General features: G+C 63.8%; 25 protein-coding genes. 13 read left to right on the plus strand and 12 right to left on the minus strand.

The window, feature by feature from the left end; all coding sequences use genetic code 11:
- The first annotated feature begins 245 nt into the window (after nucleotides 1–245).
- From V3314_RS00550 to V3314_RS00565, 4 genes are all read left to right on the plus strand, one after another.
- On the plus strand, nucleotides 246–1,043 hold the full coding sequence (locus V3314_RS00550) for a hydroxymethylpyrimidine/phosphomethylpyrimidine kinase (RefSeq protein WP_046613210.1): 798 nt from the start codon (nucleotides 246–248) through the stop codon (nucleotides 1,041–1,043).
- Between the two features lie 13 nt (nucleotides 1,044–1,056).
- On the plus strand, nucleotides 1,057–1,680 hold the full coding sequence (thiE, locus tag V3314_RS00555) for a thiamine phosphate synthase (RefSeq protein WP_046613211.1): 624 nt from the start codon (nucleotides 1,057–1,059) through the stop codon (nucleotides 1,678–1,680).
- A gap of 15 nt (nucleotides 1,681–1,695) precedes the next feature.
- Complete coding sequence (hemL, locus tag V3314_RS00560; RefSeq protein ID WP_013974339.1) at nucleotides 1,696–2,979, plus strand: glutamate-1-semialdehyde 2,1-aminomutase; 1,284 nt, start codon at nucleotides 1,696–1,698, stop codon at nucleotides 2,977–2,979.
- Between the two features lie 257 nt (nucleotides 2,980–3,236).
- Nucleotides 3,237–3,782: a tetratricopeptide repeat protein gene (locus V3314_RS00565; RefSeq protein WP_046613212.1), complete on the plus strand. Its 546-nt coding sequence runs from the start codon at nucleotides 3,237–3,239 to the stop codon at nucleotides 3,780–3,782.
- A gap of 3 nt (nucleotides 3,783–3,785) precedes the next feature.
- Here V3314_RS00565 and V3314_RS00570 read toward each other — a convergent pair whose 3' ends face one another.
- Entirely contained in the window at nucleotides 3,786–4,112 is a 327-nt protein-coding gene (locus V3314_RS00570) for a DUF1820 family protein (protein ID WP_013974341.1), read from the minus strand.
- A gap of 276 nt (nucleotides 4,113–4,388) precedes the next feature.
- Here V3314_RS00570 and V3314_RS00575 point away from each other — a divergent pair, with 276 nt between their 5' ends.
- The 4 genes from V3314_RS00575 to lnt are packed head-to-tail and all read left to right on the plus strand — an operon-like array spanning nucleotide 4,389 to nucleotide 8,244.
- Nucleotides 4,389–5,387: a PhoH family protein gene (locus V3314_RS00575; RefSeq protein WP_013974342.1), complete on the plus strand. Its 999-nt coding sequence runs from the start codon at nucleotides 4,389–4,391 to the stop codon at nucleotides 5,385–5,387.
- A complete protein-coding gene (gene ybeY, locus V3314_RS00580) occupies nucleotides 5,380–5,853 on the plus strand; it encodes an rRNA maturation RNase YbeY (RefSeq protein WP_085599647.1) in 474 nt (157 codons plus the stop codon). Before V3314_RS00575 ends, ybeY begins: the two co-directional genes overlap by 8 nt.
- A 25-nt stretch (nucleotides 5,854–5,878) precedes the next feature.
- On the plus strand, nucleotides 5,879–6,718 hold the full coding sequence (locus tag V3314_RS00585) for an HlyC/CorC family transporter (RefSeq protein ID WP_046613214.1): 840 nt from the start codon (nucleotides 5,879–5,881) through the stop codon (nucleotides 6,716–6,718).
- 8 nt (nucleotides 6,719–6,726) lie between these two features.
- Entirely contained in the window at nucleotides 6,727–8,244 is a 1,518-nt protein-coding gene (lnt, locus tag V3314_RS00590; RefSeq protein ID WP_046613216.1) for an apolipoprotein N-acyltransferase, read from the plus strand.
- A 125-nt stretch (nucleotides 8,245–8,369) separates the two neighbouring features.
- Here the strand turns inward: lnt and V3314_RS00595 are convergent, their stop codons facing one another.
- Nucleotides 8,370–9,131, minus strand: coding sequence for a YdcF family protein (locus tag V3314_RS00595; protein ID WP_046613217.1), 762 nt, complete (start codon nucleotides 9,129–9,131; stop codon nucleotides 8,370–8,372).
- Between the two features lie 136 nt (nucleotides 9,132–9,267).
- Nucleotides 9,268–9,582 carry a hypothetical protein gene (locus V3314_RS00600; RefSeq protein WP_003257582.1) on the minus strand — a complete coding sequence of 105 codons (315 nt, stop codon included), beginning with the start codon at nucleotides 9,580–9,582 and terminating at the stop codon, nucleotides 9,268–9,270.
- 227 nt (nucleotides 9,583–9,809) lie between these two features.
- On the opposite strand from V3314_RS00600, the gene leuS reads away from it, so the two are divergent.
- The 5 genes from leuS to V3314_RS00625 all read left to right on the plus strand — a co-directional run bounded on the left by leuS (nucleotide 9,810) and on the right by V3314_RS00625 (nucleotide 15,844).
- Nucleotides 9,810–12,416: a leucine--tRNA ligase gene (gene leuS / locus V3314_RS00605; protein ID WP_322492394.1), complete on the plus strand. Its 2,607-nt coding sequence runs from the start codon at nucleotides 9,810–9,812 to the stop codon at nucleotides 12,414–12,416.
- A 60-nt stretch (nucleotides 12,417–12,476) separates the two neighbouring features.
- A complete protein-coding gene (gene lptE / locus V3314_RS00610) occupies nucleotides 12,477–13,082 on the plus strand; it encodes an LPS assembly lipoprotein LptE (RefSeq protein WP_003257580.1) in 606 nt (201 codons plus the stop codon).
- Between the two features lie 39 nt (nucleotides 13,083–13,121).
- Complete coding sequence (gene holA, locus V3314_RS00615; RefSeq protein WP_322492393.1) at nucleotides 13,122–14,159, plus strand: DNA polymerase III subunit delta; 1,038 nt, start codon at nucleotides 13,122–13,124, stop codon at nucleotides 14,157–14,159.
- A 143-nt stretch (nucleotides 14,160–14,302) separates the two neighbouring features.
- Nucleotides 14,303–14,467, plus strand: a complete 165-nt coding sequence (arfA, locus tag V3314_RS00620; RefSeq protein WP_025340762.1) for an alternative ribosome rescue factor ArfA — start codon at nucleotides 14,303–14,305, stop codon at nucleotides 14,465–14,467.
- Nucleotides 14,468–14,527: 60 nt separating this feature from the next.
- Nucleotides 14,528–15,844 (plus strand): lytic murein transglycosylase, encoded by a 1,317-nt coding sequence (locus V3314_RS00625; protein ID WP_322492392.1) that lies wholly within the window; start codon nucleotides 14,528–14,530, stop codon nucleotides 15,842–15,844.
- A 134-nt stretch (nucleotides 15,845–15,978) separates the two neighbouring features.
- Here V3314_RS00625 and V3314_RS00630 read toward each other — a convergent pair whose 3' ends face one another.
- The 9 genes from V3314_RS00630 to mrdA form a co-directional block, all read right to left on the minus strand.
- Nucleotides 15,979–16,917, minus strand: a complete 939-nt coding sequence (locus tag V3314_RS00630) for an LD-carboxypeptidase (protein ID WP_046613222.1) — start codon at nucleotides 16,915–16,917, stop codon at nucleotides 15,979–15,981.
- A gap of 87 nt (nucleotides 16,918–17,004) precedes the next feature.
- Nucleotides 17,005–18,021, minus strand: coding sequence for a lipoyl synthase (gene lipA / locus V3314_RS00635; protein ID WP_003257574.1), 1,017 nt, complete (start codon nucleotides 18,019–18,021; stop codon nucleotides 17,005–17,007).
- Between the two features lie 2 nt (nucleotides 18,022–18,023).
- Complete coding sequence (gene lipB, locus V3314_RS00640) at nucleotides 18,024–18,671, minus strand: lipoyl(octanoyl) transferase LipB (protein ID WP_013974352.1); 648 nt, start codon at nucleotides 18,669–18,671, stop codon at nucleotides 18,024–18,026.
- On the minus strand, nucleotides 18,671–18,946 hold the full coding sequence (locus tag V3314_RS00645) for a DUF493 domain-containing protein (RefSeq protein WP_043211184.1): 276 nt from the start codon (nucleotides 18,944–18,946) through the stop codon (nucleotides 18,671–18,673). The genes lipB and V3314_RS00645 overlap by 1 nt, the downstream gene beginning before the upstream one ends.
- A 73-nt stretch (nucleotides 18,947–19,019) precedes the next feature.
- Nucleotides 19,020–20,180: a D-alanyl-D-alanine carboxypeptidase family protein gene (locus V3314_RS00650; protein WP_046613224.1), complete on the minus strand. Its 1,161-nt coding sequence runs from the start codon at nucleotides 20,178–20,180 to the stop codon at nucleotides 19,020–19,022.
- 357 nt (nucleotides 20,181–20,537) lie between these two features.
- Complete coding sequence (locus V3314_RS00655) at nucleotides 20,538–21,539, minus strand: septal ring lytic transglycosylase RlpA family protein (RefSeq protein ID WP_046613225.1); 1,002 nt, start codon at nucleotides 21,537–21,539, stop codon at nucleotides 20,538–20,540.
- The gene (mltB, locus tag V3314_RS00660; protein ID WP_039613594.1) at nucleotides 21,539–22,549 is read right to left on the minus strand and encodes a lytic murein transglycosylase B; all 1,011 of its coding nucleotides are present in this window, start codon (nucleotides 22,547–22,549) and stop codon (nucleotides 21,539–21,541) included. Before mltB ends, V3314_RS00655 begins: the two co-directional genes overlap by 1 nt.
- Nucleotides 22,550–22,566: 17 nt before the next feature.
- Nucleotides 22,567–23,670 (minus strand): rod shape-determining protein RodA, encoded by a 1,104-nt coding sequence (gene rodA, locus V3314_RS00665; protein WP_046613723.1) that lies wholly within the window; start codon nucleotides 23,668–23,670, stop codon nucleotides 22,567–22,569.
- Between the two features lie 38 nt (nucleotides 23,671–23,708).
- Nucleotides 23,709–25,598 carry a penicillin-binding protein 2 gene (mrdA, locus tag V3314_RS00670; RefSeq protein ID WP_015271942.1) on the minus strand — a complete coding sequence of 630 codons (1,890 nt, stop codon included), beginning with the start codon at nucleotides 25,596–25,598 and terminating at the stop codon, nucleotides 23,709–23,711.
- Nucleotides 25,599–25,614 lie beyond the last annotated feature (16 nt).

Here is a 25,614-nt window from a genome sequence, read left to right on the forward strand (position 1 = left end):
CCAGTCGAGTCGCGGTTGCCTCCCATCCGTTTGAGACGACACGATCCGGCAGAACCCGTTTGTAGAGTTATCCGAGCACTCTAGCATAGCTTCGCAACCTGGCAATCGACCATATCCAATCACAAAGAAAAGGCTCTAAATCAATGCTTTCAGAAATTAAACAGACAAAAATCTGACCTTATGATCAACAAAACTCGTTTGTAGGACGATCCGCCCAAACAGGATTGGTGGTAAGCTCGCCGACCATGAATACCTACAGCTCCCGCCCCGTTGTCCTCTGTCTATCCGGCCACGACCCCAGTGGCGGCGCCGGCCTGCAGGCAGATATCGAAGCCCTGATCGCCCAAGGCTGTCACGCCGCACCCGCGGTGACCGCCCTGACCGTGCAGGATACCGTCAACGTTTCCGACTTCCGCGTGCTCGACCGCGAGTGGGTGCTGGCCCAGGCCAACGCCGTGCTGGCCGACTCTACGGTGGCCGCTGTCAAGCTGGGCATGCTCGGTTCGATCGAAATGGTCGACACTGTCGCCGAACTGCTGGCCGCTCACCCGCACCTGCCGCTGGTCTGCGACCCGGTGCTGCGTGCCGGTGGTGGTGGCCGCCTGGGCAAGGACGAAGTGGGCTACGCCCTGCGCGAACGCCTGCTGCCGCTGGCGACCATCGCCACGCCGAACCTGCCCGAAGCCCGCATACTTGCCGAACTGCCCGAAGGCACCGCCGACGAGTGTGCCGAGAAACTGTTGCCGTTCTGTAGACACCTGCTGATTACCGGCGGTCACGGCGATGAAGACGAAATTCACAACCGCCTGTACAGCCGCGACGGCCAGCGCCACACCTGGACCTGCCAGCGCCTACCGGGCAGCTACCACGGCTCGGGCTGCACCCTGGCCAGCGCCCTGGCCGGCCGCCTGGCACTCGGTGAGCAGCTGGAAAGCGCCGTCCGCAGCGCCCTGGACTACACCTGGCGCACCCTGCGTGACGCCGAACAACTGGGCAAGGGCCAATTCGTGCCACGCCGCCTGCCGCTGGATTTCTGCTCCTGACACGAGGCCTCCAATGAAGCTACGCGGTCTGTACGCCATCACCGACAGCCAGCTGCTCGCTGGCCGTTTTCTGTCCCATGTCGAGGCGGCACTGGAAGGCGGCGTGTGCCTGCTGCAGTACCGCGACAAAAGTGACGACGCGGCGCGCCGCCTGCGTGAAGCCGAAGGGCTGCTGAAGCTCTGCGAGCGCTACGGCACCCAGCTGCTCATCAACGACGACGCCGAACTGGCCGCGCGCCTGGGCGTCGGCGTGCACCTGGGCCAGACCGACGGCCCGCTGACCCCGGCCCGCGCCCTGCTCGGCCGCCAGGCGATCATCGGCTCCACCTGCCACGCCAGCCTCGAACTGGCCACCCAGGCTGCCAACGAAGGCGCCAGTTACGTGGCCTTTGGCCGCTTCTTCAATTCCGTCACCAAGCCGGGTGCCCCCGCTGCCAACATCGAACTGCTGGAGCAGGCCCGCGCCCAGGTGAAACTGCCGATCGCGGTGATCGGCGGCATTACCCTCGACAACGCCGCCCCGCTGGTCGCCCATGGCGCCGACCTGCTGGCGGTGATCCACGGCCTGTTCGGTGCCGACAGCGCGCAGGAAGTCACCCGCCGCGCCCGCGCCTTCAACGCCTTGTTCGCATCCTGATTCGAGAGAACCCCCATGTCCCGTTCCGAAGCCCTGTTCGCCCAAGCCCAGAAGCACATTCCCGGTGGCGTCAACTCGCCGGTCCGCGCTTTCAAGAGCGTTGGCGGCACGCCGCTGTTCTTCAAGCATGCCGAAGGCGCCTACGTCGTTGACGAGGATGACAAGCGCTACGTCGACTACGTCGGCTCCTGGGGCCCGATGATCCTCGGCCACGGCCACCCAGAGGTATTGGACTCGGTACGCAGGCAGCTGGAGCACGGCCTGTCCTATGGCGCCCCGACCGCCATGGAAACCGAAATGGCCGACCTGGTCTGCTCGCTGGTGCCGTCCATGGAGATGGTGCGCATGGTCAGCTCGGGCACCGAAGCCACCATGAGCGCCATCCGCCTGGCCCGTGGCTACACCGGCCGTGACGCCATCATCAAGTTCGAAGGCTGCTACCACGGCCACTCCGACAGCCTGCTGGTAAAAGCCGGCTCCGGCCTGCTGACCCAGGGCGTGCCAAGTTCGGCGGGCGTACCGGCGGACTTCGCCAAGCACACCCTGACCCTGCCGTTCAACGACATCGCCGCCGTCGAGAAAACCCTGGCCGAAGTCGGCCAGACCGTTGCCTGCATCATCGTCGAACCGGTCGCCGGCAACATGAACTGCGTACCGCCGGCGCCAGGCTTCCTCGAAGGCCTGCGCGAGCAGTGCGACAAGCACGGCGTGGTGTTGATCTTCGACGAAGTGATGACCGGTTTCCGCGTTTCGCTCGGCGGCGCCCAGGGCCACTACGGCATCAAGCCGGACCTGTCGACCTTCGGCAAGATCGTCGGTGGCGGCATGCCGGTCGGCTGCTTCGGCGGCAAGCGTGAAATCATGGGCTGCATCGCCCCGCTCGGCCCGGTCTACCAGGCCGGTACCCTGTCGGGTAACCCGCTGGCCATGGCCGCCGGCCTGACCACCCTGAAGCTCATCAGCCGCCCGGGCTTCCACGCCGAGCTGACCGACTACACCAGCCGCATGCTCGACGGCCTGCAGCAGCGCGCCGATGCCGCTGGCGTGCCGTTCGTCACCACCCAGGCCGGTGCCATGTTCGGCCTGTACTTCAGCGGTGCCGACGATATCGTCACCTTCGAAGACGTGATGGCCAGCGATGCCGAGCGCTTCAAGCGCTTCTTCCACCTGATGCTCGATGGTGGCGTGTACCTGGCGCCGAGCGCGTTCGAGGCCGGCTTCACCTCCATCGCCCACGGCGACAAGGAGCTGCAGATCACCCTGGATGCGGCTGAGAAGGCTTTTGCAGCCCTGAAGTAATGCAGCGTCTGTACCGGTCCTTTCGCGGGTAAACCCGCTCCCACAGGGACTGCGCAAGCCTTGAAAACGGCGCGCCCCTTGTGGGAGCGGGGTCAACCGCGAAGAGGCCGGTACAGGCAACAAATACCCTTGCACAATCAGCTGACTTCCCTAACCAAGCAGAAATTCGAGTAAAACTTTGTAAGGTTGGCGCTGCTTATCCCATAATGTGCCACCAGAGACATTGGCCGCAGCTTTGCAGAGGTAAGTCGATCCCCATGAACCGCACCGGCCGCGCCCTGACCCTGGGCTGCCTGTTGCTTCTTCAGCCCCTGCTGGCCCTGGCGGAGGGCGGTAACTCGTTGCTGATTCCGGCGACGGGCCGCTGCACCTTGAATGTCCAGCCTGAAGACTTGGCAAACGCCCTCAAGGCTTGTGAGCAGACGGCAACGGCGGGGGATGCCCAGGCGCAATTCGAACTGGGCGATTACTACTACACGCAAACGCCGAAAAATCTGGGCAAAGCCTTGAACTGGTTCGAAAAGGCCTCGCTGCAAGGCCACGCCGAGGCCCAGTACCGCCTGGGCGCCATGTTCTTCCGTGGTGAAGGGGTCAAGGCCAACAATGTGCAGGCCTACATCCTGCTGAAGATGGCCGCGGTCAACGGCGCCGAGGATGCGCTGGACATGGCCGACGAAGTGACCGAGCAAATGCCCCGCGACGAGCTGGAGCATGCCACCCAGGTGCTCGGCCAGATCTTCCGCAAGTACCTGCTCGAACTGCAGAACGCCGAAGGGCGAACGCCGTTCTCGCCACTCCCCTGAGGGTTACTTTTCCGGCATCGGCATGGGGAACGGCATCACGTTGCCGCCGCCCTTGGCTTCGCTGATCTTAGCTGTGCCCAGTCGCTCCACCTCGTCGATGCGCACGATCGAGTGCATCGGCACGAAGCTGCGGATCACCCCATCGAACTGGCTTTTGAGCTTCTCCTCGCTCGGGTCCACCACCAGCTGCGAACGCTCGCCGAACACGAACTCCTCGATTTCCAGGAACCCCCACAGGTCGCTCTGGTAGATCTGCTTGGCATACATCTCGAAGACCTGCCCCTGGTTGAGGAAGATCACTTTATAGATGGCAGGTTCGCGTTTGCTCATGTTCGTCGGGATAACACATGCGTAAGAAAAGGCGGGCATCATAGCAGACAGGTTTGCTGATCTGTGTTGCCTGTCCGGGCCTCATCGCCGGCAAGCCAGCTCTCACAGGTACTGCGCCAGCTTCAGGCCTGTGCAATATCTGTGGGAGCCCGGCTTGCCGGCGATAGGGCCGGAGCAGGCCATACATACCGTTGAACGTTTCAGTGCTTTCGCCACTGGCATTCAAGGGTTATTCTTGAGTTCACATCCATTGCCGTCGAGCGGCTAAAAACGACCTTGAACGCACCCATACAACCCCATCGTTTCATCCTCGAACCTTTCGAGGCCCACCGTTTCGCCAACTTGTGCGGCCAGTTCGACGAGCACCTGCGCCTGATCGAACAGCGCCTGGCCATCGAGATCCGCAACCGCGGCAATCAGTTCGAACTGATCGGCGAACCCAAGACCACCTCCGCTGCCGAACAGCTGCTGCGCCGTCTCTACCGCGAGACCAAGGCCAGCGACCTGTCCCCGGAAACCGTGCACCTGTACCTGCAGGAATCGACCGTCGAGAACATCGACAACCCGGCCGTCAACGAGGTCAGCGTGTCGCTGCGCACGCGCAAGGGCAACATCCGCCCGCGCGGGGTCAACCAGCAACGCTACGTCAAGGAAATCCTGGCCAACGACATCAACTTCGGCATCGGCCCGGCCGGTACCGGCAAGACCTACCTGGCCGTGGCCTGCGCCGTGGACGCGCTGGAACGCGAACAGGTGCGCCGCATCCTGCTGGTGCGCCCGGCGGTAGAGGCGGGCGAAAAGCTCGGCTTCCTGCCCGGCGACCTGGCCCAGAAGATCGACCCGTACCTGCGCCCGCTGTACGACGCCCTGTACGAAATGCTCGGCTTCGAACACGTGGCCAAGCTGATCGAGCGTCAGGTAATCGAGATCGCCCCGCTGGCCTACATGCGTGGCCGCACCCTGAACAACAGCTTCATCATCCTCGACGAGAGCCAGAACACCACACTGGAACAGATGAAGATGTTCCTCACCCGTATCGGCTTCGGCTCCACCGCGGTGATCACCGGTGACATCACCCAGGTCGACCTGCCCCGTGGCACCAAGTCGGGCCTGGCGCACGTCATCGAGGTGTTGAAGGACGTTCCGGGGATCAGTTTTACCCATTTCCAACCCAAAGATGTGGTTCGTCACCCACTGGTGCAGCGTATTGTCGAGGCCTACGACCGCTTCGATGCCCGCCAGGCCAAGCCCGAGGCGCCAGGCAAAGATGCTTGAACTCGATATTCAACGGGCCACGGATGCTGCCGCCCCGGATGACACCGCCTTTCGCCGCTGGTGCGAACTGGCCCTGCGCCAGCGCAGCGCCGATTCGGAAATGACCATTCGCCTGGTCGACGAAACCGAAGGCCGCGAGCTGAACCACAACTACCGGCACAAGGACTACGCGACCAATGTGCTGTCGTTCCCGGCCGATGTCCCCGACGACCTGCTCGATATCCCGCTGCTGGGCGACCTGGTGATCTGCGTGCCGGTGGTCGAGCGCGAAGCCGCCGAACAGGGCAAGTCGCTGGAAGCGCACTGGGCGCACCTGGTCATCCACGGTTGCCTGCACCTGCTCGGCTATGACCACATCGAAGATGAGGAAGCCGAGGAAATGGAAGGCCTGGAACGGGAATTGCTGGCAGAACTGGGTCATCCCGACCCGTACGCCGACGATGAAACCGACACCATCACACACTGATACACGAAGGATCACGAGAACCGCCATGAGCGAAGATCGATCGAGCAACGGGCAGAAGTCCTGGCTGGGTAAACTGACCCAGGCTTTTGCCCATGAGCCGAAAAACCGCCAGCAACTCCTTGAACTGCTGCGCGAAGCCCATCAGAACAAACTGCTGGACAGCGAGGCGCTGACCATCGTTGAAGGCGCCATCCAGGTGGCCGACCTGCAGGTTCGCGACATCATGGTGCCGCGTTCGCAGATGATCAGCATCAAGGCCAGCCAGTCGCCGCGCGAGTTTCTGCCAGCGGTGATCGACGCCGCGCACTCGCGCTACCCGGTGATCGGCGAAAGCCACGACGATGTGCTCGGGATCCTGCTCGCCAAGGACCTGCTGCCGCTGATCCTCAAGGAGAACGGCGACAGCTTCAACATCAAGGACCTGCTGCGCCCGGCCACTTTTGTGCCCGAGTCCAAGCGCCTGAACGTGCTGCTGCGCGAGTTCCGCGCCAACCATAACCACATGGCCGTCGTCATCGACGAGTACGGTGGCGTGGCCGGCCTGGTCACCATCGAGGACGTGCTGGAGCAGATTGTCGGCGACATCGAGGACGAGCACGACGTCGAGGAAGACAGCTACATCAAGCCGCTGCCCAGCGGTGACTTCCTGGTCAAGGCGCTTACCCCGATCGAGAACTTCAACGAGTTCTTCGACAGCGAATTCTCCGATGACGAGTTCGACACGGTCGGCGGCCTGGTGATGAGTGCCTTCGGTCACCTGCCCAAGCGCAACGAAACCACCGAGATCGGCCCTTACAAGTTCCGTATTCTCAATGCCGACAGCCGGCGGATACACTTGCTGCGCCTGACACCGATCACCCGTTAAGGACAAACATGCGTTGGATCACCCGCCCCGGCTGGCCCGGTAACCTGCTGGCCCTGGCGGCCGGTGCCTCCACCCTCCTGGCCCTGGCGCCATTCGACATCTGGCCACTGGCCGTGTTGTCCATCGCCCTGCTCTACCTTGGCCTGCGCGAGCTCAGCCCGCGCCAGGCCATGTGGCGTGGCTGGTGGTTCGGCTTCGGCCTGTACGGTGCCGGCACCTGGTGGATCTACGTCAGCATGAACACCTACGGCGGCGCCTCGCCGCTGCTGGCCATCCTGCTGCTGCTAGCGTTCTTCGCCGCCTTGGCCTGGTTCTTCGCCCTGCCCACCTGGCTGTGGGCCCGCTGGCTGCGTCGCACCGAAGCACCGCTGGCCGACGCCCTGTGCTTCGCCGCCCTGTGGCTGCTGCAAGAGGCCTTCCGCGGCTGGTTCCTGACCGGTTTCCCTTGGCTCTACGCCGGCTACAGCCAGCTGGACGGCCCGCTGGCCGGCCTGGCACCGCTGGGCGGCGTATGGCTGATTTCCTTCGCCCTGGCCCTGACCGCTGCCCTGCTGTGCAACCTGCACCGCCTGCGCGGCCGCCCCTCGTTCCTGGCGGTGGGCTGCCTGCTGTTGCTGGCCCCGTGGGTGCTGGGCCTGGCGCTAAAGGGCCACGCCTGGACCAAGCCGGCGGGCGACCCGCTGAAAGTGGCGGCCATCCAGGGCAATGTCGAGCAGGACCTGAAATGGGACCCGGCACACATCGACGCGCAACTGGCGCTGTACCGTGACCTGAGCTTCAGCTCCAGGCCGGTGGACCTGCTGGTGTGGCCGGAAACCGCGGTGCCGGTGCTCAAGGACCAGGCCCAAGGCTATATCGACGTGATGGGCCGGTTCGCCGCCGAACGGCATTCGGCGCTGATCACCGGTGTGCCGGTGCGTGAAGTGGTGCATCACCAGCGCCGCTACTACAACGGCATCACCGTCACCGGTGAAGGCGATGGCACCTACCTCAAGCAGAAGCTGGTGCCGTTTGGCGAGTATGTGCCGCTGCAGGACATGCTGCGCGGCCTGATCGAGTTCTTCAACCTGCCCATGTCGGACTTCGCCCGCGGGCCGGAAGACCAGCCGCTGCTGCAGGCCAAGGGCTACCAGATTGCGCCTTACATCTGCTACGAAGTGGTCTACCCCGAATTCGCCGCAGGCCTGGCGGCCCGCAGCGACCTGCTGCTGACCATCAGCAACGACACCTGGTTCGGCACCTCGATCGGCCCGTTGCAGCACCTGCAGATGGCGCAGATGCGTGCGCTGGAAGCTGGCCGCTGGATGATCCGCGCCACCAACAACGGCGTGACTGCGCTGATCGACCCGTTTGGCCGCATTACCACTCAGGTGCCGCAGTTCCAGCAGGCGGTGCTGTATGGTGAAGTGGTGCCGATGCAGCAACTGACGCCGTACCTGCAATGGCGATCGTGGCCGCTGGCGATTGTCTGCGCATTGCTGCTGGTTTGGGCGTTGCTGGCCGGGCGCATTGCCAAGACCGTTTGAGCTTTCCTGTACCGGCCTCTTCGCGGGTAGACCCGCTCCCACGGGGACCGCACAAGCCCATGGCCTGCGGTGTACCTGTGGGAGCGGGGTCACCCGCGAAGAGGCCGGCACAGGCAACTCAAGGCTCAATAAAACACCCGGTACCCCACCAACCCCGCGACTTCATTGAGCAACTGCCCGCTCTGCCACATCGCCCGGCTCTCCGGCAGCAACCCGCCGAACGGCCGCGCATGATCGCGCCCGAGGAACCCGACCGGCGCCGGCACCACCTCGAACCCCGCCTGCTCGAAACTCCAGCGCGAGCGCTGCATGTGCCACGCCTGGGTTACCACGACCACCCGGCGAATCCCCAACGGCTGCAACACCTTGGCCGTCAGCCGGGCATTCTCCCAGGTCGTGCGGCTGCCCTCCTCCCGCCATTTCACCTCGACGCCGAAATCTTCACGCAGGCGATCAGCCATCAACTGCGCCTCGCTCGGCGGCGTGCCATAGTGCAACCCGCCGCTGGTCAGCACCGGCAAGCCCGAAGCCTTGGCCAGTCGCGCGGCAAAGCGCATGCGCTCCAGCGCCGTGGCCGTGGGCTGGTCGCTACCCCCCCAGGCCGGGTCACCCCGTTCACGCCCCGCACCCAGCACCACGATGGCATCCGCCCGGCTTGCCAGGCCGGCCCAATCGCCTACCGCCAGCGGCGCTTCCGTCTCCAGTGCACGGGCGGTTTCCTGCACCACCAGCGGCAGGCTCATCAGCCACAGGCCACCAAGGCCCACGGCAAAGCACAGCGCTGCCAGCCTGGGCCGGCGGCGATGCAGCCACCAGGCCACAAGCAGCAGCAGGAACAGGACGCCTGGCGGCATCAGCCATTGTTTGATGAAGTATCGGATCGGCATTGGCCACACCTCCTTGGCAGGCGTGCAGCCTAGAAGGATCGACGCCGGTCAACAAGGGTGCGGCCGGCGCCGATCATGAGTTGTGCAATTTTTGAAGAACCGGCGCGCGATAGCCTGCGCCTGGCGTCCTGAACGGCTAGCGGTGTGGCAGCGTCCTGGATCTCGCCGTGCTGGCGGGGCGTTTCTTGTCCTTGAGCCAGATGATCTTGGCCGATGTCGGCTCCGCTTGTGGGTAACTGCCGACACAGGCATTGTGGCGCTCCGGGAGGGAATCCAGGTAGGCCTTGATCAGTTCGAACTCTGCGTGGCTCAGGCCGCGCAACTCCAGCTCGGCTGGCATTTCGTCGCGCAATCGCACCGATGTCCTGGCCACTTCCAGCGCCAGGCCAAGCCGGTCGATCAGGCGTTCGTATAGCTCCGGTCTGATTGCGGGTAGCTGCGTCTCTCCCATCCGTTCACCTCATTGAAGATAAGAATATCTCCCCCCACACCTGAGCTTAGCGTCGTTGCAAAAAGCAGCCGTGTGCCGCGACCAGCGGGCATTCGCAACGAAGGTTTCCCACGATGCGCGGCGCTGCTGTATGCTACGGCGTTCACTCTAAATGACACCGGAGTGCCGGACGCAGCGAGGTTCCGCTGCCTGGAACAAGGTCTCTTCCCTCTCAGCAAAAAGTAGCCATGCACGAACAATACACGCCCCGTGATATCGAAGCCGCCGCCCAGAAGTTCTGGGACGAGCAACAATCGTTCGCTGTTACCGAACAGCCAGGCAAGGACACCTACTACTGCCTGTCGATGTTCCCGTACCCGAGCGGCAAGCTACACATGGGCCACGTGCGCAACTACACCATCGGTGACGTGATTGCCCGCTACCAGCGCATGCTGGGCAAGAACGTCCTGCAGCCGATGGGCTGGGACGCTTTCGGCATGCCTGCGGAAAACGCGGCGATGAAGAACAACGTCGCCCCGGCCAAGTGGACGTACGAAAACATCGACTACATGAAGACCCAGCTCAAGAGCCTGGGCCTGGCCATCGACTGGGCACGTGAAGTCACCACCTGCAAGCCCGACTACTACCGTTGGGAGCAGTGGCTGTTCACCCGCCTGTTCGAAAAAGGCATCATCTACCGCAAGAACGGTACCGTGAACTGGGACCCGGCGGACCAGACCGTACTGGCCAACGAGCAGGTCATCGACGGTCGTGGCTGGCGTTCGGGCGCGCTGATCGAGAAGCGCGAAATCCCGATGTACTACTTCCGCATCACCGACTACGCCGACGAGCTGCTGGAAAGCCTCGACGAGCTGCCGGGCTGGCCTGAGCAGGTCAAGACCATGCAGCGCAACTGGATCGGCAAGTCGCGCGGCATGGAAGTGCAGTTCCCGTACGACCGGGCCAGCATCGGCCACGAAGGCACCCTCAAGGTCTTCACCACCCGCCCCGACACGCTGATGGGCGCCACCTACGTCGCCGTCGCCGCCGAACACCCGCTGGCCACCCAGGCCGCCCAGGGCAATCCGGCGCTGCAGGCGTTCATCGACGAGTGCAAGAGCGGCAGCGTTGCCGAAGCCGACATGGCCACCCAGGAGAAGAAGGGCATGGCCACTTCCCTGCTGGTCGAGCACCCGCTGACCGGCCAGAAGCTGCCGGTATGGGTCGCCAACTACGTGCTGATGCACTACGGCGATGGCGCCGTCATGGCCGTACCGGCCCACGACGAGCGTGACTTCGAGTTCGCGCACAAGTACAACCTGCCGGTCAAGGCCGTGGTGCGCACCAGCGCTGGCGACCAAGTCGGCAGCGAGTGGCTGGCCGCCTATGGCGAGCACGGCCAGCTGATCAACTCCGGCGAGTTCGACGGCCTGGACTTCGCCGGTGCCTTCGACGCCATCGAAGCCGCCCTGATCCGCAAGGAGCTGGGCAAATCGCGTACCCAGTTCCGCCTGCGTGACTGGGGTATCAGCCGCCAGCGCTACTGGGGCTGCCCGATCCCTATCATCCACTGCCCGTCCTGCGGCGACGTACCGGTGCCGGAAGACCAGCTGCCGGTCACCCTGCCGGAGAACGTGGTGCCGGATGGCGCCGGTTCGCCACTGGCGCGCATGCCTGAATTCTACGAGTGCACCTGCCCGAAATGCGGCACCGCGGCCAAGCGCGAAACCGACACCATGGACACCTTCGTCGAATCGTCCTGGTACTTCGCCCGCTACGCCTCGCCGAACTATGAAGGTGGCATGGTCGACCCGAAAGCGGCCAACCACTGGCTGCCGGTAGACCAGTACATCGGCGGTATCGAGCACGCCATCCTGCACCTGCTGTACGCGCGCTTCTTCCACAAGCTGATGCGTGACGAAGGCCTGGTCACATCGAACGAGCCGTTCAAGAACCTGCTGACCCAGGGCATGGTGGTCGCCGAAACCTACTACCGTGTTGCCAGCAACGGCGGCAAGGACTGGTTCAACCCGGCCGATGTCGAAGTCGAGCGCGATGCCAAGGCCAAGATCATTGGCGCCCGCCTGAAGACCGACGGCCTGCCAGTGGAAATCGGTGGCACCGAGAAGATGTCGAAGTCGAAGAACAACGGCGTCGACCCGCAATCGATGATCGACCAGTACGGCGCCGACACCTGCCGCCTGTTCATGATGTTCGCCTCGCCGCCCGATATGAGCCTGGAATGGTCCGACTCCGGCGTCGAGGGTGCCAGCCGCTTCCTGCGCCGCGTCTGGCGCCTGGCCCAGGCCCACGTGGCCCAAGGCCTGCCGGGCAAGCTGGATGTCGCCGCCCTGGACGACGCGCAGAAGGTCATCCGCCGCGCCATCCACGCCGCCATCAAGCAGGCCAGCACCGATGTTGGCCAGTTCCACAAGTTCAACACCGCCATCGCCCAGGTGATGACCGTCATGAACGTGCTGGAAAAGGCCCCGCAGGCTACTGAGCAGGACCGCGCCCTGCTGCAGGAAGGCCTCGAGGCCGTAACCCTGCTGCTGGCACCGATCACCCCGCACATCTCTCACGAGCTGTGGCAACAGCTGGGCCACCAGCAGGCAGTCATCGACGCCAGCTGGCCAGCCGTCGACGAGGCAGCCCTGATACAGGACACCGTCACCCTGGTGGTGCAGGTAAACGGTAAGCTGCGCGGCCAGGTCGAAATGCCGGCCGCCGCCAGCCGCGAAGAAATCGAAGCCGCCGCGCGTAGCAACGAGAACGTCCTGCGCTTCATCGATGGCCTGACCATCCGCAAGGTCATCGTGGTACCGGGCAAGCTGGTCAACATCGTCGCCAACTGATGGCAACGCCCGCCCGCAGCCACTGCGGGCGGGCGAACAGGCCCACAAGGGAGCAACAACATGATCAAACGCAATTTGCTGGTAATTGGCCTGGCGGTCATGCTCAGCGCCTGCGGTTTCCAGCTGCGTGGCACCGGCTCCACCGAGCTGAGCGTAAAGGAAATGGACGTCAGCGCACGCAACGCCTACGGCCCGACCGTGGTCCAGCTGCGTGAAGTGCTGCAACGTAGCGGTGTCAACGTGCACGCTGGCGCACCGTACCGCCTGGTGCTTACCAACGAGCAGGAGCGCGAGCGCTCGGCGACCTACAACAGCGGCAACCGTACCGCCGAATACGAACTGACCACCGTGCTGAACTACAGCATCCAGGGCCTGAACAACCTGGAACTGATGAGCGACAAGCTGGAGGTGCGCAAGATCTACTTGCGTGACGGCTCGAACATCACCGGCTCCGAGCAGGAAGCCAACCGCGCCCGCGAAGAAATGCGTCGCGACCTGGTCAACGCCATGGTCGTTCGCCTGCAGATGCTGACCCCGTCCCAGCTGGACGAGCTGCAGCGTCAGGCCGACGAGCGCGCCAAGGCCGAAGCCGCTGCGCTGGAGGCCGCTCGCCGCCAGCAGGCCGAAACGCCTCAGCAGTCGCCACTGGAAGTACCGGGCAACTAAGCCCGAGCGGGGTACCTTCGGGTGCCCCGCCTGTTTCCCATGAAGCTCGCCCCCGCCCAACTCAACAAGCACCTGCAAGGCGCCCTGGCACCGGTCTACGTGGTCAGCGGCGACGACCCGCTGCTGTGCCAGGAAGCCGCCGACGCCATCCGCAACGCCGCGCGCCAGCAGGGCTTTGACGAACGCCAGGTATTCAGTGCCGACGCCAACTTCGACTGGGGCACCCTGCTCCAGGCTGGCGCCAGCCTGTCCCTGTTCGCCCAGCGCCGCCTGCTGGAATTGCGCCTGCCCTCGGGCAAGCCCGGTGACAAGGGCGCTGCTGCGCTGATGGAGTACTGCGCCAACCCCGCCGAAGACACCCTGCTGCTGGTCAGCCTGCCCAAGCTCGACGGCAGCGCGCAGAAGACCAAGTGGGGCAAGGCGCTGATCGAAGGCGCCCACTGCCAGTTCATCCAGATCTGGCCGGTGGATGCGCACCAGCTGCCGCAGTGGATCAACCAGCGCCTGCAGCAGGCCGGCCTGTCGGCACAGCGTGACGCCGTCGACCTGATCGCCGCACGCGTGGAAGGCAACCTGCTGGCGGCCGCACAGGAAATCGAAAAGCTCAAGCTGCTCGCCGAAGGCAACCAGATCACCGTGGAGACCGTACAGGCCGCCGTCGCCGACAGCGCCCGCTTCGATGTCTTCGGCCTGGTCGATGCCATTCTCAATGGCGAAGCCGCGCATGCCTTGCGCATGCTCGAAGGCTTGCGCGGTGAAGGCGTGGAGCCACCAGTGATTCTCTGGGCCCTGGCCCGTGAGCTGCGCCAGCTGGCGGGGCTGGCCCAGCAGTTCAGCCAGGGTGTACCTCTGGACAAGGCCTTCAGCCAGGCCCGCCCGCCAGTCTGGGACAAACGCCGGCCACTGGTCAGCAAGGCCCTGCAGCGCCTGTCGGCGCAGCGCTGGGCGCAGTTGCTGCAAGATGCCCAGCGTATCGATGCACAGATCAAGGGCCAGGCCGAGGGCTCGCCGTGGACTGGCCTGGCGCGCTTGTCGCTGCTGATGGCCGGCCAGCGCCTGACACTCCCTCCCGAGTAAACCGTCCACCAGACTGTCCAGGTTGCTCCTACAAGGGTACATCCATGGACCCAGGTATTCGGCCATATACACAATCAATTGGCCCCACCCAGCCCCAAACCCTACAGTGCGCCGCGAAAGCCACCCAACCCGGGAACCCCGCCATGAGCAAAAAGCCGAAAAAGCACGGCCCCAACAAGGCCAAGTCGATCATCGCCCAACCGCTGTTCCGCTGCCGCCAGGAGCGGCCGAACAAGGGCAAAGGCAGCTACCGCCGCGAAGCCTTCCAATCGAGAGATTGGGAGGCTTCCTACTTTTTGGCTGCATGAAAGCATCGAAAGCGCAGGCATGGTATGGTCGTCATCTGACCTGCAATTCTGGATCTGTGAATGCTCCTCAGTCTTCTCCCCCACTGGAAAACCCGTCAGCTGATCGCGGCCTCCAGTTTCATCCTGCTCGTGGCCTGCGCAGAAAAGCCCACCGCCGCCGACGCCCTGCCGCTGGCCCCCGCCCAGCCCGCCCCGGTGGTAACCCTGCCCGGCACGACGCTCGATACCAGCACTGAAATCCAGCCTCTGCAAACCTTCGCGCAATGGCAAGCGGGCTTTCGCCAGCAGGCCCTGCAAGCCGGCATTTCGCAGGACACGTTCGACCGCGCCTTTCTCGGCGTCACCCCCGACATGGATGTGATCAAGGCCGATCGCAGCCAGCCGGAGTTCACCCGCCCGGTATGGGAATACCTCGAAGGCGCTCTTTCCCCCCTGCGCGTGCGCAACGGCAAGAAGCTGCTGGAGCAGAACGCCGAACTGCTGACCCGCATCGAGCAACGCTATGGCGTCGATCGCCAGGTGCTGGTCGCGGTATGGGGCATGGAAAGCAACTTCGGCCAGTTCCAGGGCAACAAGTCGGTGATCCGCTCACTGGCTACCTTGGCCTATGAGGGCCGCCGCCCACAGTTCGCCCAGGACCAGTTGATCGCCGCGCTGCAGATCATCCAGCATGGCGATATCCAGCCTGAGGCCATGCGTGGCTCCTGGGCCGGCGCGATGGGCCAGACCCAGTTCATCCCGACCACCTACAACACCCATGCCGTGGACTTCGACGGCGATGGCCGCCGCGACATCTGGAACAGCACGGCAGACGCCCTGGCCTCGACAGCGCACTATCTGCAGAGCTCGGGCTGGAAACGTGGTCAGCCGTGGGGCTTCGAGGTCCAGGTGCCACCTGGCTTTGATTACTGGCAGGCCGATGGCGCCCTGCGCAAGCCCGTGAGCGAGTGGCTGGCAATGGGCGTGAAACTGCCTGCCGGTACCCAGTTGCCGGCGGGCAGCAACCAGCTGTCTGCCGCCCTGCTGCTGCCAGCGGGCGCGCGTGGCCCGGCGTTCCTGGTGCTGGACAACTTCCGAGCCATCCTCAAGTACAACAACTCGTCGTCCTACGCGCTGGCAGTAAGCCTGTTGGGTGATCGCTTCACGGGCTGGGGCTTCATTGCTGGCAGCTGGCCGAAAGAAGACCTGCCGCTCAGCCGCAGCGAGCGCATGGAACTGCAGAACCTGCTGAACCGCAACGGGCACGATGCAGGCAATGCCGATGGCATCATTGGCGCCAATACCCGCAAGGCGATCCGCAATGCCCAGCAGGGGCTGGGGTGGCCGGCAGATGGGTATCCGACCCACAAGCTGCTCGAGAGCCTGCGTCAGCCGTAAGAATCTTGGGGCCGCTGCGCGGCCCATCGCGACACAAGGCCGCTCCTACAAGCGATCGCGAACCATCGGGGTAACGCGGTCTCCTGTAGGAGCGGCCTTGTGTCGCGATGGGCTGCAAAGCAGCCCCGACAATCTCAAGCCTGGAAAAGATCCTGCTCCAGCAGCAAGCTCTGCCGAGAGCTATCCAGCATTACCCGAGCCCCCAACGGCAAGCACACATTCGGGTCACAATGCCCACTGCGCCACCCTGCCAGTACCGGCACACCCAGCGGTGCGAAGATGTCCTCCAGCAGGGGCGTCAACGCCACAGTGGTAATCCCGGCAAAGTCCCCCACCAGCACCCCCTTCACCCCCTCCAGCTTGCCCGCCAGGCGCAGCTGGGTCAGCAAGCGGTCCACCCGGTACAGCGGCTCGTTGACGTCCTCGATGAACAGGATGCAGCCCTGCGTATCCAGCTCGGCAATCGTCCCCAGGGTCGCGCCCAGCATCGACAGGTTGCCGCCCAGTAGCGGCCCGCTGGCCACACCATGTAACACGCTGCTCAAGGCGAATTCAGCAGGGTGCACGATCTGTTCCCCTGCCCGCACATGCCCACCCAGCTGTGCCAGCAACGAAGCCTCGGTCGGTGGCAACTTGGCCCCCAGCAGGTCGGCATTGAGCATCCCGCCATGGAAGGTGACCAGCCCGGTATGCCGGTAGATCGCCGCGTGCAGCGCTGTGATGTCGCTGTAACCGATCAGCGGCTTGGGGTTGCGCCGGATAAGTTCGAAATCGAGCTGATCGAGCAGGCGCATGCTGCCGTACCCGCCACGCATGCACAGAATGGCATCGATGGCCGGGTCGGCAAAAGCATCATGAAGGTCCTGCAACCGCTGCCGGTCCGGCCCCGCCAGATAGCCCTGGGCCTGAAGGGCACCCGGGTAGATGCGGCAACTGTAGCCTCGGTCAACGAACCACTGGTTGACCTTGTGCGTATCCAGCCGCGCCGCGCCGGCCGGGGCGACAATGGCAAAACAGGCATCACGCGGCAGCGCGGCGGGCAGGCTGGGTTGGAAGGTTTCGGCGCAATTCATCGCGGCTCCTTTCAGCGCGTGTGACACAAACAAAAATGCCGATGCCGCCCTTCGGCGTGCATCGGCATGCGTGGCTCTGTGCTTGGCTCAGAGCTTGATCTTGGCTTCGTGAGCTTGCTGGTCGGCGTGGTACGAAGAACGCACCAGCGGGCCGGAAGCAACGTTCTTGAAGCCCATCTTGTAACCTTCCTCGGCGAACCAGGCGAAGGTGTCCGGGTGGACGAAACGCTGCACCGGCAGGTGGCTGCGCGACGGCTGAAGGTACTGGCCGAGGGTAAGCATGTCGATGTCATGCTCGCGCATGCGGTGCATCACTTCGATCACTTCCTCGTCGGTTTCGCCCAGGCCGAGCATCAGGCCCGACTTGGTCGGTACGTGCGGCACCAGCTGCTTGAACTTCTGCAGCAGGTCCAGTGACCAGTCGTAGTCCGAACCCGGGCGCGCGGCCTTGTACAGACGCGGTACGGTCTCGAGGTTGTGGTTGAACACATCCGGCGGCTCTTGCGCGGTGATCTCCAGGGCAATATCCATGCGCCCACGGTAGTCAGGCACCAGGGTTTCCAGCTGTACGCCCGGCGACAGCGCGCGAATTTCGCGGATGCAGTCGGCAAAGTGCTGGGCACCACCGTCACGCAGGTCGTCGCGGTCCACCGAGGTGATCACCACATACTTCAGGCGCAGATCGGCGATGGCAATGGCCAGGTTCTTCGGCTCGTCCAGGTCCAGCGGTTTCGGCCGACCGTGGCCAACGTCGCAGAACGGGCAACGACGGGTACAGATGTCACCCATGATCATGAAGGTGGCGGTACCACCGGAGAAGCACTCGCCCAGGTTCGGGCAGGATGCCTCTTCGCATACGCTGTGCAGCTTGTGCTTGCGCAGCAGCTGCTTGATACGATCTACCTCGGGCGACACCGGGATACGCACGCGGATCCAGTCGGGCTTCTTCGGCAGCTCTTCGGTGGGGATGATCTTCACCGGGATGCGAGCCACCTTTTCGGCACCACGCAGCTTGACCCCGGCTTCCACCTTCTTCGGCGCTGGGCGTGGGGTGGCATCCTGGGTAGGTATCAGGTTCGGCACGGCTTCTTGCACAGTTGTCATATTCAGTCGATTCCGCCCGTGAGGGTCGTCTGCTCAGCGTAGTCGAGGTGCTTGACCAGCTGTCCGCGCAGCCTTGTCCTGACCTCGTCGAGTTCGATCGGACCTGCCAGGTCGCGCAGCTGGGTCATCGCCAGCCCCGCATAGCCGCAGGGGTTGATTCGGCGGAATGGCGCAAGGTCCATGTCCACGTTCAGGGCAAGGCCGTGGAACGAACGGCCGTTGCGGATTCGCAGGCCGAGGGAGGCGATTTTCGCTCCGTCGACATAGACACCCGGGGCATCGGGCTTGGCCGCTGCCTGGACATCGTAACTGGCGAGCAGGTCGATGAGGGTCTGCTCGATACGGCTGACCAGCTCACGCACGCCAAAGCCCAGCCGACGCACATCCAGCAGCAGGTAGGCCACCAGCTGCCCGGGGCCATGGTAGGTCACCTGGCCACCACGGTCGGTCTGCACCACAGGGATGTCGCCCGGCACCAGCAGGTGCTCGGCCTTGCCGGCCTGGCCCTGGGTGAAGACCGCAGGGTGCTCGACCAGCCAGACTTCATCCTGGCTGTCCGGGCTGCGCTGCTCGGTGAAGCGACGCATGGCCTCCAGCACCGGTTCGTAGGGCTGCAGGCCAAGCTCGCGAAAACCGAGGCAGGCGGACATCAGAGCACCATTTTCACGATGCCGGTAGCGCGCAGGGCGCTGTTGATATCGTGCAGCTGGTTCTCGCTTTCGGCAACGATGTGCAATTGCACGGTGGTGTACTTGCCTTCCTTGCTCTGGCGCTCGGCCAGGGTGGAAAGGTCGACCTTCGCGTACTTGCTCAGGATCTCGATGACCGTGTCCTTGAAGCCGACAACGGTGTCACCGATGACCTTGATCGGGTAATCGTCGCAGGGGAATTCGATCTTGTGCGACTTGACGTCTGGTTCGCTCATGGCGGAAACGGCCTCGTAAGCCGTGGCAACAACAACGCCCCCGCAGGATACGCGGGGGCATGCAGGTCACGTATCAGTTGAACAACCCGTAGAAGAATAGACGGATGCTATCCCACATACGGCGGAAGAAACCACCTTCCTCGACGCCGTCGAGGGCGATCAGGTCGGCACTGTGAACCACTTTATCGTCCAGTTTGACTTCCACTTTGCCGATCACGTCACCTTTGGCGATTGGCGCTGTGAGCTGCGGATTCATGGTCATCGAAGCCTGCAGGCGCTTCAATTGGCCTTTAGGCATAGTCAGGGTCAGGTCGTTGGCCAGGCCGGCTTTCACTTCACCAGTCGCGCCCTTCCAGACAGGCGATTTGGTCAGCTCGGTGCCCTTCTGGTAGAAGGTCTGGGTTTCGAAGAAGCGGAAACCGTAGGTCAGCAGCTTCTGGGTCTCGGCAGCACGCGATTGCTCGCTGTTGGTGCCGAACACCACGGCGATCAGGCGCTGGCCGTCGCGAACGGCCGAAGCCACCATGCAGTAGCCGGCTTCGTCGGTATGGCCGGTCTTCAGGCCATCGACGGTCTTGTCACGCCACAGCAGCAGGTTGCGGTTTGGCTGCTTGATGTTGTTCCAGAAGAATTCTTTCTGCGAGTAGATGGCGTAGTGGGCCGGATCGACGTTGATGATCGCACGCGCCAGGGTAGCCATGTCGTGGGCCGACGAGTAATGGTCCGGGTGCGGCAGGCCGGTCGGGTTCATGAAGTGGCTGTTGGCCATACCCAAGTCGGCAGCGGTCTTGTTCATCATGTCGGCAAAGGCGTCTTCGCTGCCGGCGATGTGCTCGGCCAGGGCGACCGAGGCGTCGTTACCGGACTGGATGATGATGCCGTGCAGCAGGTCGCTGACGGTCACCTGGCTGCCCACCTTGATGAACATGCGCGAACCGCCGGTACGCCAGGCGTTTTCGCTGACGGTAACCGGGTCGTTTTCACCGATCTGACCGCGACGGATGTCCAGGGTGGCGATGTAGGCCGTCATCAGCTTGGTCAGGCTGGCTGGCGGCAGTCGCTCGTCACCGTTGTTCTCGACAAGCACGTTGCCGCTGGACGCGTCCATGAGTACGTAGGACTTGGCTGCCAGTTGCGGTGGCGCCGGCGTCATCTGCTCAGCCGCGAAGGCGGCAGGCGTGATCATCAGCAGTACGGGCAGGCAAAGTCGTTTGGCAAGGTTGGTGATGTTCATCCGTCTCTCGAAAATCGCTAATGGTCTGATGTTCCCTGGGCAAGATCATGTGCCCAGCGCCAGTCAGTCTAGTTTTTGCGGCCGTAGGCCTGGCTCGCAATGTGCGGCTTTATGTCGCTGCGGGCAAAAGCCGACATTGTACATGCCTGCGCCCGGCAATTCATGACAAAACCGACAGTTTAACGGTTGCCTTGAATGGGAACGCGGTCATTGTAGGAGCGGCCTTGTGTCGCGATCGGGCTGCAAAGCAGCCCCAGCCACTTTTGCATTCATGCAGAAACCCTGGGGCCGCTGCGCGGCCCTTTCGCGACACAAGGCCGCTCCTACAGAAAGCGCATCAAGGCTGGAGCTCCGCTGTCAGTCTGCTGTGACCAGCTTGGCCTGCCCAAGGTTCGCCAGGCGGATGCTGTCCTGCGCTTGCTGGATCTCGCCCTGGCTGTTGATCGGCCCCAGGCGCACGCGGTGCAGGGTCTGCTGGTTGCGCACGATCGAGCTGATGAACACGGGCGCGCTGACCATGCTGCTGAGCTTGGAGCGCAGCAGTTCGGCGGCGTCCGGGTTGGCGAAGGCGCCTACCTGCAGGAAGCTGCCGCCACTGCCGGCCGGCACGTTGTTGCCAGCCACCTGCACCGGCACCACCGGCGCCGCATGCTGCTGGGGCGGCGGGGTCCATTGCTCGACGCGCCCGGTACTGGCCGGGATTGCCTGGGTCTGGGCTACCTGCGGCTCTTTCAGCACCATCGGTGGCGTCTGGCCACGCTGGGCCCACCATTGCTGCGGATCGATGCCTTCGACGCGCACGTGCGCGGTACCGATCTCGGCATAACCGAGCTTTTTCGCCGCGGCATAGGACAGGTCGATGATGCGGTCCGAATAGAACGGCCCACGGTCGTTCACCCGCAGGATCACGCTGCGGCCGTTGGCCAGGTTGGTCACCCGCACGTAGGCCGGCAGCGGCAGGGTCTTGTGCGCCGCGCTCATGCCGTACAGGTCATACAGCTCGCCGTTGGCGGTGTTCTGGCCGTGGAACTTGGTGCCGTACCACGACGCGGTACCCTCGGCGCGATAGTTGCGCGAGTCCTGCATCGGATAGTAGGTCTTGCCCAGCACCGTGTACGGGTTGGCCTTGTAGTTGCCGGTGTGCACGGTTGGCGTGGCGTCGGGAATCTTGTTCACATCCACATCCCACCACGGCGCGCCGTCCTTGTGCGCCCGGTTGATATCCAGACCGGGCTGGGTGCGCACCACGTTGCCACTGCTTTGCTGGGACGGGCGGTTGGACGAACAGCTGGCCAGCACCACGCCAACGGCGAGGCAGGTGAGCAGCTTGAAAGAGTTGCCAGAGAAGATTGCGCGCATTACTTGACGCCCCGTGCTTGAACCAGCTGTTCCGATAGCTGATGCACCGCCATGGCATACATCACGCTGCGGTTGTAGCGAGTGATCGCGTAGAAGTTCTTCAGGCCCATCCAGTACTCGGGGCCATTGTCGCCCTCGAGACGGAAGGCGGTCACCGGCAGATCATCGCGCAGCGAATCATGAACCGACCAGCCAAGCGTGCGCAACTCCCCAACGGTTTTTACCGGCTCGATGCCGGTCGTCAGGCCTTCGTCGGCGCGCCCACCGTCCACCCAGGCGCGGCTGACCACACCTTCGCCGGCCACCCAGCCGTGGCGCTTGAAGTAGCTGGCCACGCTGCCGATGGCATCGTCCGGGTTGTTCCAGATATTGATGTGGCCGTCGCCGTCGAAATCCACCGCAAAGTTGCGGAAGCTGCTCGGCATGAACTGCGGCAGACCCATGGCGCCAGCATAGGAACCCTTGAGCGTCAGCGGGTCTAGCTGTTCCTCACGGGCCAGCAGCAGGAATTCGCGCAGCTCCTTGCGGAAGAATTCGGCCCGTGGCGGGTAATCGAAGCCCAGGGTCGACAAGGCATCGATCACCCGGTAGTTGCCGGTGTTGCGGCCAAAGAAGGTTTCCACACCGATGATGGCGACGATGTACTGCGCCGGCACGCCGTATTCCTGCTCGGCACGGGCCAGCACCGCCTCGTGCTGGCGCCAGAAGTCCACACCGCGGGCGATGCGCGCGTCGGTGATGAACATCGGCCGGTAGTCCTTCCACGGCTTTACCCGTTCGGCCGGGCGCGAAATGGCGTCGAGGATCGACTGTTTGCGCTGCACCTCAGCGAACACACCCATCAGCTGCTCAGGGGCAAAGCCATGGTCGCGGCTCATTTCGCCAACGAACTGGGCAACCTGGGGCGAGCCTTGATAATCGCCGGCATGGGCCAGCTGTACAGCGCCGAACAGGCCCACCGCGCCGATCCACGGCGCACAACGGGCAGCCCAGTTACGCACTGCTTGCATGAAATTCTTCACCTTATTCAAACCTGAGCGATCCATTTGCGGTGCGTGTGGATCGACATCAGAACGCCAAACGCTGACAGCAGCGTCACCAACGAAGTTCCGCCATAGCTGATGAAGGGCAGCGGCACGCCCACCACGGGCAGAAGGCCGCTGACCATACCGATATTGACGAACACGTATACAAAGAAGGTCATGGTCAGGCTGCCCGCCAGCAGCTTGCCGAACAGGGTCTGCGCCTGGGCGGTGATCATCAGGCCGCGGCCGATCAGCAGCAGGTAGACGATCAGCAGCAGGCAGATGCCGACCAGGCCGAATTCCTCGCCGAGCACGGCGATGATGAAGTCGGTGTGGCTTTCCGGCAGGAAGTCCAGGTGCGACTGGGTGCCGAGCAGCCAGCCCTTGCCGAACACGCCACCCGAGCCAATGGCCGCCTTCGACTGGATGATGTTCCAGCCAGTGCCCAACGGGTCGCTTTCCGGGTCGAGGAAGGTCAGTACCCGCTGCTTCTGGTAGTCGTGCATCACGAAGAACCACATCGCCACCGCCACGGGCACCGCAGCCGCCAGTACGCTGAGGATCCAGCGCCAGCGCAGGCCGCCCATGAACAGCACGAAAGCCCCGGAGGCGAGGATCAGCAGCGCCGTGCCAAGGTCGGGCTGGCGCACGATCAGGATGAACGGCACACCGATCAGCACCAGGCTGATCGCCACATGCTTCAGATGCGGCGGCAAGGTCCGCTTGGACAGGTACCAGGCGATGGTCGCTGGCATGATGATCTTCATGAACTCCGAGGGCTGGAAGCGGATCACCCCGGGGATGTTGATCCAGCGCGTGGCGCCCATGGCGTTGTGCCCCATCACGTCCACCACCACCAGCAACAGCACACCGGCCAGGTAGGCCAGCGGCACCCAACGGGCCATGAAGCGCGGCTCCAGCTGGGCGATGATGAACATCGACACCAGGCCGATGCCGAACGAGGTAGCCTGCTTGAGCAGCAGGTCCCAGTTTTTGCCACTGGCCGAGTACAGGACAAACAGGCTGCCGGCCGCAAGGGTCAACAGAATGATCAGCAAAGGGCCGTCGATGTGGATGCGCTGCAGAAAGCTGGCGCGCCGACGCATCACATCCTCGCTGGAGAGCATGCGATCGAAATTGTTCATCACAGGGCTGATTCCTGGGTAACGGTGGCAGGCGCGAACTCGGGCTTGAGCCGGCCGTTTTCGTCGAGCAACCAGGCGTCCATCACCTGGCGTACCACAGGGGCGGCGACGCCCGAACCGGACTCACCGTTCTCGACCATCACCGAAACCACGATCTTCGGGTCCTCGGCGGGGGCGAAGGCGACGAACAGGGCGTGGTCGCGGTGGCGCTCCTGAAGCTTGTTGCGGTCGTACTTCTCACCCTGCTTGATCGCCACCACCTGGGCGGTACCGCTCTTGCCGGCAATGCGATACTGCGAGCCGATGGCCGCCTTGCGTGCGGTACCGCGAGCGTTGTGCATCACCTGCTCCATGCCATGGGTGACCTTGGCCCAGTCGGACTTGTCGCGCAGCACGATGTTTTCCATGGGGTTGTCGTCCACCGGCGGCTGGCCTTCGATGGTCTTGGCCAGGTGCGGACGGTTCCACACGCCCTTGTTGGCGATCAGCGCAGTGGCCTGGGCCAATTGCAGCGGCGTGGCCTGCATGTAACCCTGGCCGATGCCGAGGATCAGGGTTTCGCCGGGGAACCAGGCCTGGCGGCGGGTGGCGCGCTTCCATTCGCGCGACGGCATCAGCCCGGCGGATTCCTCGAACATGTCGAGGGAAACCCGCTGGCCGATGCCGAACTTGTTCATGTAGCTGGACAGCCGATCGATGCCCATCTTGTGGGCAAGGTCGTAGAAGTAGGTATCGTTGGAGCGCATGATCGCGGTATCCAGGTCGACCCAGCCATCGCCCGAGCGGTTCCAGTTACGGTATTTGTGGTCGTAGTTGGGCAGCTGGTAGTAGCCCGGGTCGAACACCCGGCTACCGGCATTGACCACGCCGCTGTCCAGGCCGGCGATTGCCACCGCCGGCTTGATGGTCGAGCCTGGCGGATACAGGCCGCGCAGCACGCGGTTGAACAGCGGTCTGTCGATCGAATCGCGCAGTTCGGCATAGGCCTTGAAGCCGATGCCGGTGACGAACAGGTTGGGGTCGAAGCTGGGTTGGCTGACCATCGCCAGCACCTCGCCGGTACGCGGATCGAGCGCCACCACCGCACCACGCCGACCCCCCAGGGCAGCCTCGGCGGCCTCCTGCAGCTTGATGTCCAGGCTCAGCACGATGTCCTTGCCCGGTTTCGGGTCGGTGCGCTTGAGCACCCGCAGCACGCGGCCACGGGCGTTGGTCTCGACTTCCTCGTAGCCCACCTGGCCATGCAGGTCGGCTTCATAAAAGCGTTCGATGCCGGTCTTGCCGATGTGATGGGTACCGCTGTAGTTCACCGGGTCGAGGGTTTTCAGCTCTTTCTCGTTGATCCGCCCCACATACCCCACCGAATGGGCGAAGTGCGCGCCCTGCGGGTAATGGCGCACCAACTGGGCCACCACTTCCACGCCCGGCAGGCGGAACTGGTTCACTGCCACGCGAGCGATCTGCTCTTCGTTGAGCTCGAACAGGATCGGCACCGGCTCGAACGGCCGGCGCCCCTGGCGCATGCGCTTCTCGAACAAGGCGCGATCGTCGGGCGTCAGTTCCAGCACTTCGACGATGGTATCCAACACTTCCTGCCAGTTACCCGCACGCTCTCGGGTCATCGACAGGCTGAAGCTGGGCCGGTTGTCGGCGACGATCACGCCGTTGCGGTCGAAGATCAGCCCGCGGGTCGGCGGGATCGGCTGCACATGCACCCGGTTGTTCTCCGACAGCGTCGAGTGGTAGTCGTGCTGGATGACCTGCAGGTAGTACAGCCGCGCGATCAGCACACAAATGAGCAGCATGATCGCCACTGCGCCGACCACGACGCGGTTGCGCACCAGGCGGGCGTCTTTCTCGTGGTCCTTGAGACGGATCGGCTGCGACATCGGACTGCTTACAGGC

The organism is Pseudomonas sp. TE3-3-F2023 (assembly GCF_036784815.1).
Classification (GTDB): Bacteria; Pseudomonadota; Gammaproteobacteria; order Pseudomonadales; family Pseudomonadaceae; genus Aquipseudomonas; species Aquipseudomonas pudica.

What these genes read in the sequence shown, in the direction of transcription:
- V3314_RS00550 (WP_046613210.1), top strand. Translation starts at nt 246, where the DNA reads ATGAATACCTACAGCTCCCGCCCCGTTGTCCTCTGTCTATCCGGCCAC.
- thiE (WP_046613211.1), top strand. Translation starts at nt 1,057, where the DNA reads ATGAAGCTACGCGGTCTGTACGCCATCACCGACAGCCAGCTGCTCGCT.
- hemL (WP_013974339.1), top strand. Translation starts at nt 1,696, where the DNA reads ATGTCCCGTTCCGAAGCCCTGTTCGCCCAAGCCCAGAAGCACATTCCC.
- V3314_RS00565 (WP_046613212.1), top strand. Translation starts at nt 3,237, where the DNA reads ATGAACCGCACCGGCCGCGCCCTGACCCTGGGCTGCCTGTTGCTTCTT.
- V3314_RS00570 (WP_013974341.1), bottom strand. Translation starts at nt 4,112, where the DNA reads ATGAGCAAACGCGAACCTGCCATCTATAAAGTGATCTTCCTCAACCAG.
- ybeY (WP_085599647.1), top strand. Translation starts at nt 5,380, where the DNA reads ATGCTTGAACTCGATATTCAACGGGCCACGGATGCTGCCGCCCCGGAT.
- V3314_RS00585 (WP_046613214.1), top strand. Translation starts at nt 5,879, where the DNA reads ATGAGCGAAGATCGATCGAGCAACGGGCAGAAGTCCTGGCTGGGTAAA.
- lnt (WP_046613216.1), top strand. Translation starts at nt 6,727, where the DNA reads ATGCGTTGGATCACCCGCCCCGGCTGGCCCGGTAACCTGCTGGCCCTG.
- V3314_RS00595 (WP_046613217.1), bottom strand. Translation starts at nt 9,131, where the DNA reads ATGCCGATCCGATACTTCATCAAACAATGGCTGATGCCGCCAGGCGTC.
- V3314_RS00600 (WP_003257582.1), bottom strand. Translation starts at nt 9,582, where the DNA reads ATGGGAGAGACGCAGCTACCCGCAATCAGACCGGAGCTATACGAACGC.
- leuS (WP_322492394.1), top strand. Translation starts at nt 9,810, where the DNA reads ATGCACGAACAATACACGCCCCGTGATATCGAAGCCGCCGCCCAGAAG.
- lptE (WP_003257580.1), top strand. Translation starts at nt 12,477, where the DNA reads ATGATCAAACGCAATTTGCTGGTAATTGGCCTGGCGGTCATGCTCAGC.
- holA (WP_322492393.1), top strand. Translation starts at nt 13,122, where the DNA reads ATGAAGCTCGCCCCCGCCCAACTCAACAAGCACCTGCAAGGCGCCCTG.
- arfA (WP_025340762.1), top strand. Translation starts at nt 14,303, where the DNA reads ATGAGCAAAAAGCCGAAAAAGCACGGCCCCAACAAGGCCAAGTCGATC.
- V3314_RS00625 (WP_322492392.1), top strand. Translation starts at nt 14,528, where the DNA reads ATGCTCCTCAGTCTTCTCCCCCACTGGAAAACCCGTCAGCTGATCGCG.
- V3314_RS00630 (WP_046613222.1), bottom strand. Translation starts at nt 16,917, where the DNA reads ATGAATTGCGCCGAAACCTTCCAACCCAGCCTGCCCGCCGCGCTGCCG.
- lipA (WP_003257574.1), bottom strand. Translation starts at nt 18,021, where the DNA reads ATGACAACTGTGCAAGAAGCCGTGCCGAACCTGATACCTACCCAGGAT.
- lipB (WP_013974352.1), bottom strand. Translation starts at nt 18,671, where the DNA reads ATGTCCGCCTGCCTCGGTTTTCGCGAGCTTGGCCTGCAGCCCTACGAA.
- V3314_RS00645 (WP_043211184.1), bottom strand. Translation starts at nt 18,946, where the DNA reads ATGAGCGAACCAGACGTCAAGTCGCACAAGATCGAATTCCCCTGCGAC.
- V3314_RS00650 (WP_046613224.1), bottom strand. Translation starts at nt 20,180, where the DNA reads ATGAACATCACCAACCTTGCCAAACGACTTTGCCTGCCCGTACTGCTG.
- V3314_RS00655 (WP_046613225.1), bottom strand. Translation starts at nt 21,539, where the DNA reads ATGCGCGCAATCTTCTCTGGCAACTCTTTCAAGCTGCTCACCTGCCTC.
- mltB (WP_039613594.1), bottom strand. Translation starts at nt 22,549, where the DNA reads ATGCAAGCAGTGCGTAACTGGGCTGCCCGTTGTGCGCCGTGGATCGGC.
- rodA (WP_046613723.1), bottom strand. Translation starts at nt 23,670, where the DNA reads ATGCGTCGGCGCGCCAGCTTTCTGCAGCGCATCCACATCGACGGCCCT.
- mrdA (WP_015271942.1), bottom strand. Translation starts at nt 25,598, where the DNA reads ATGTCGCAGCCGATCCGTCTCAAGGACCACGAGAAAGACGCCCGCCTG.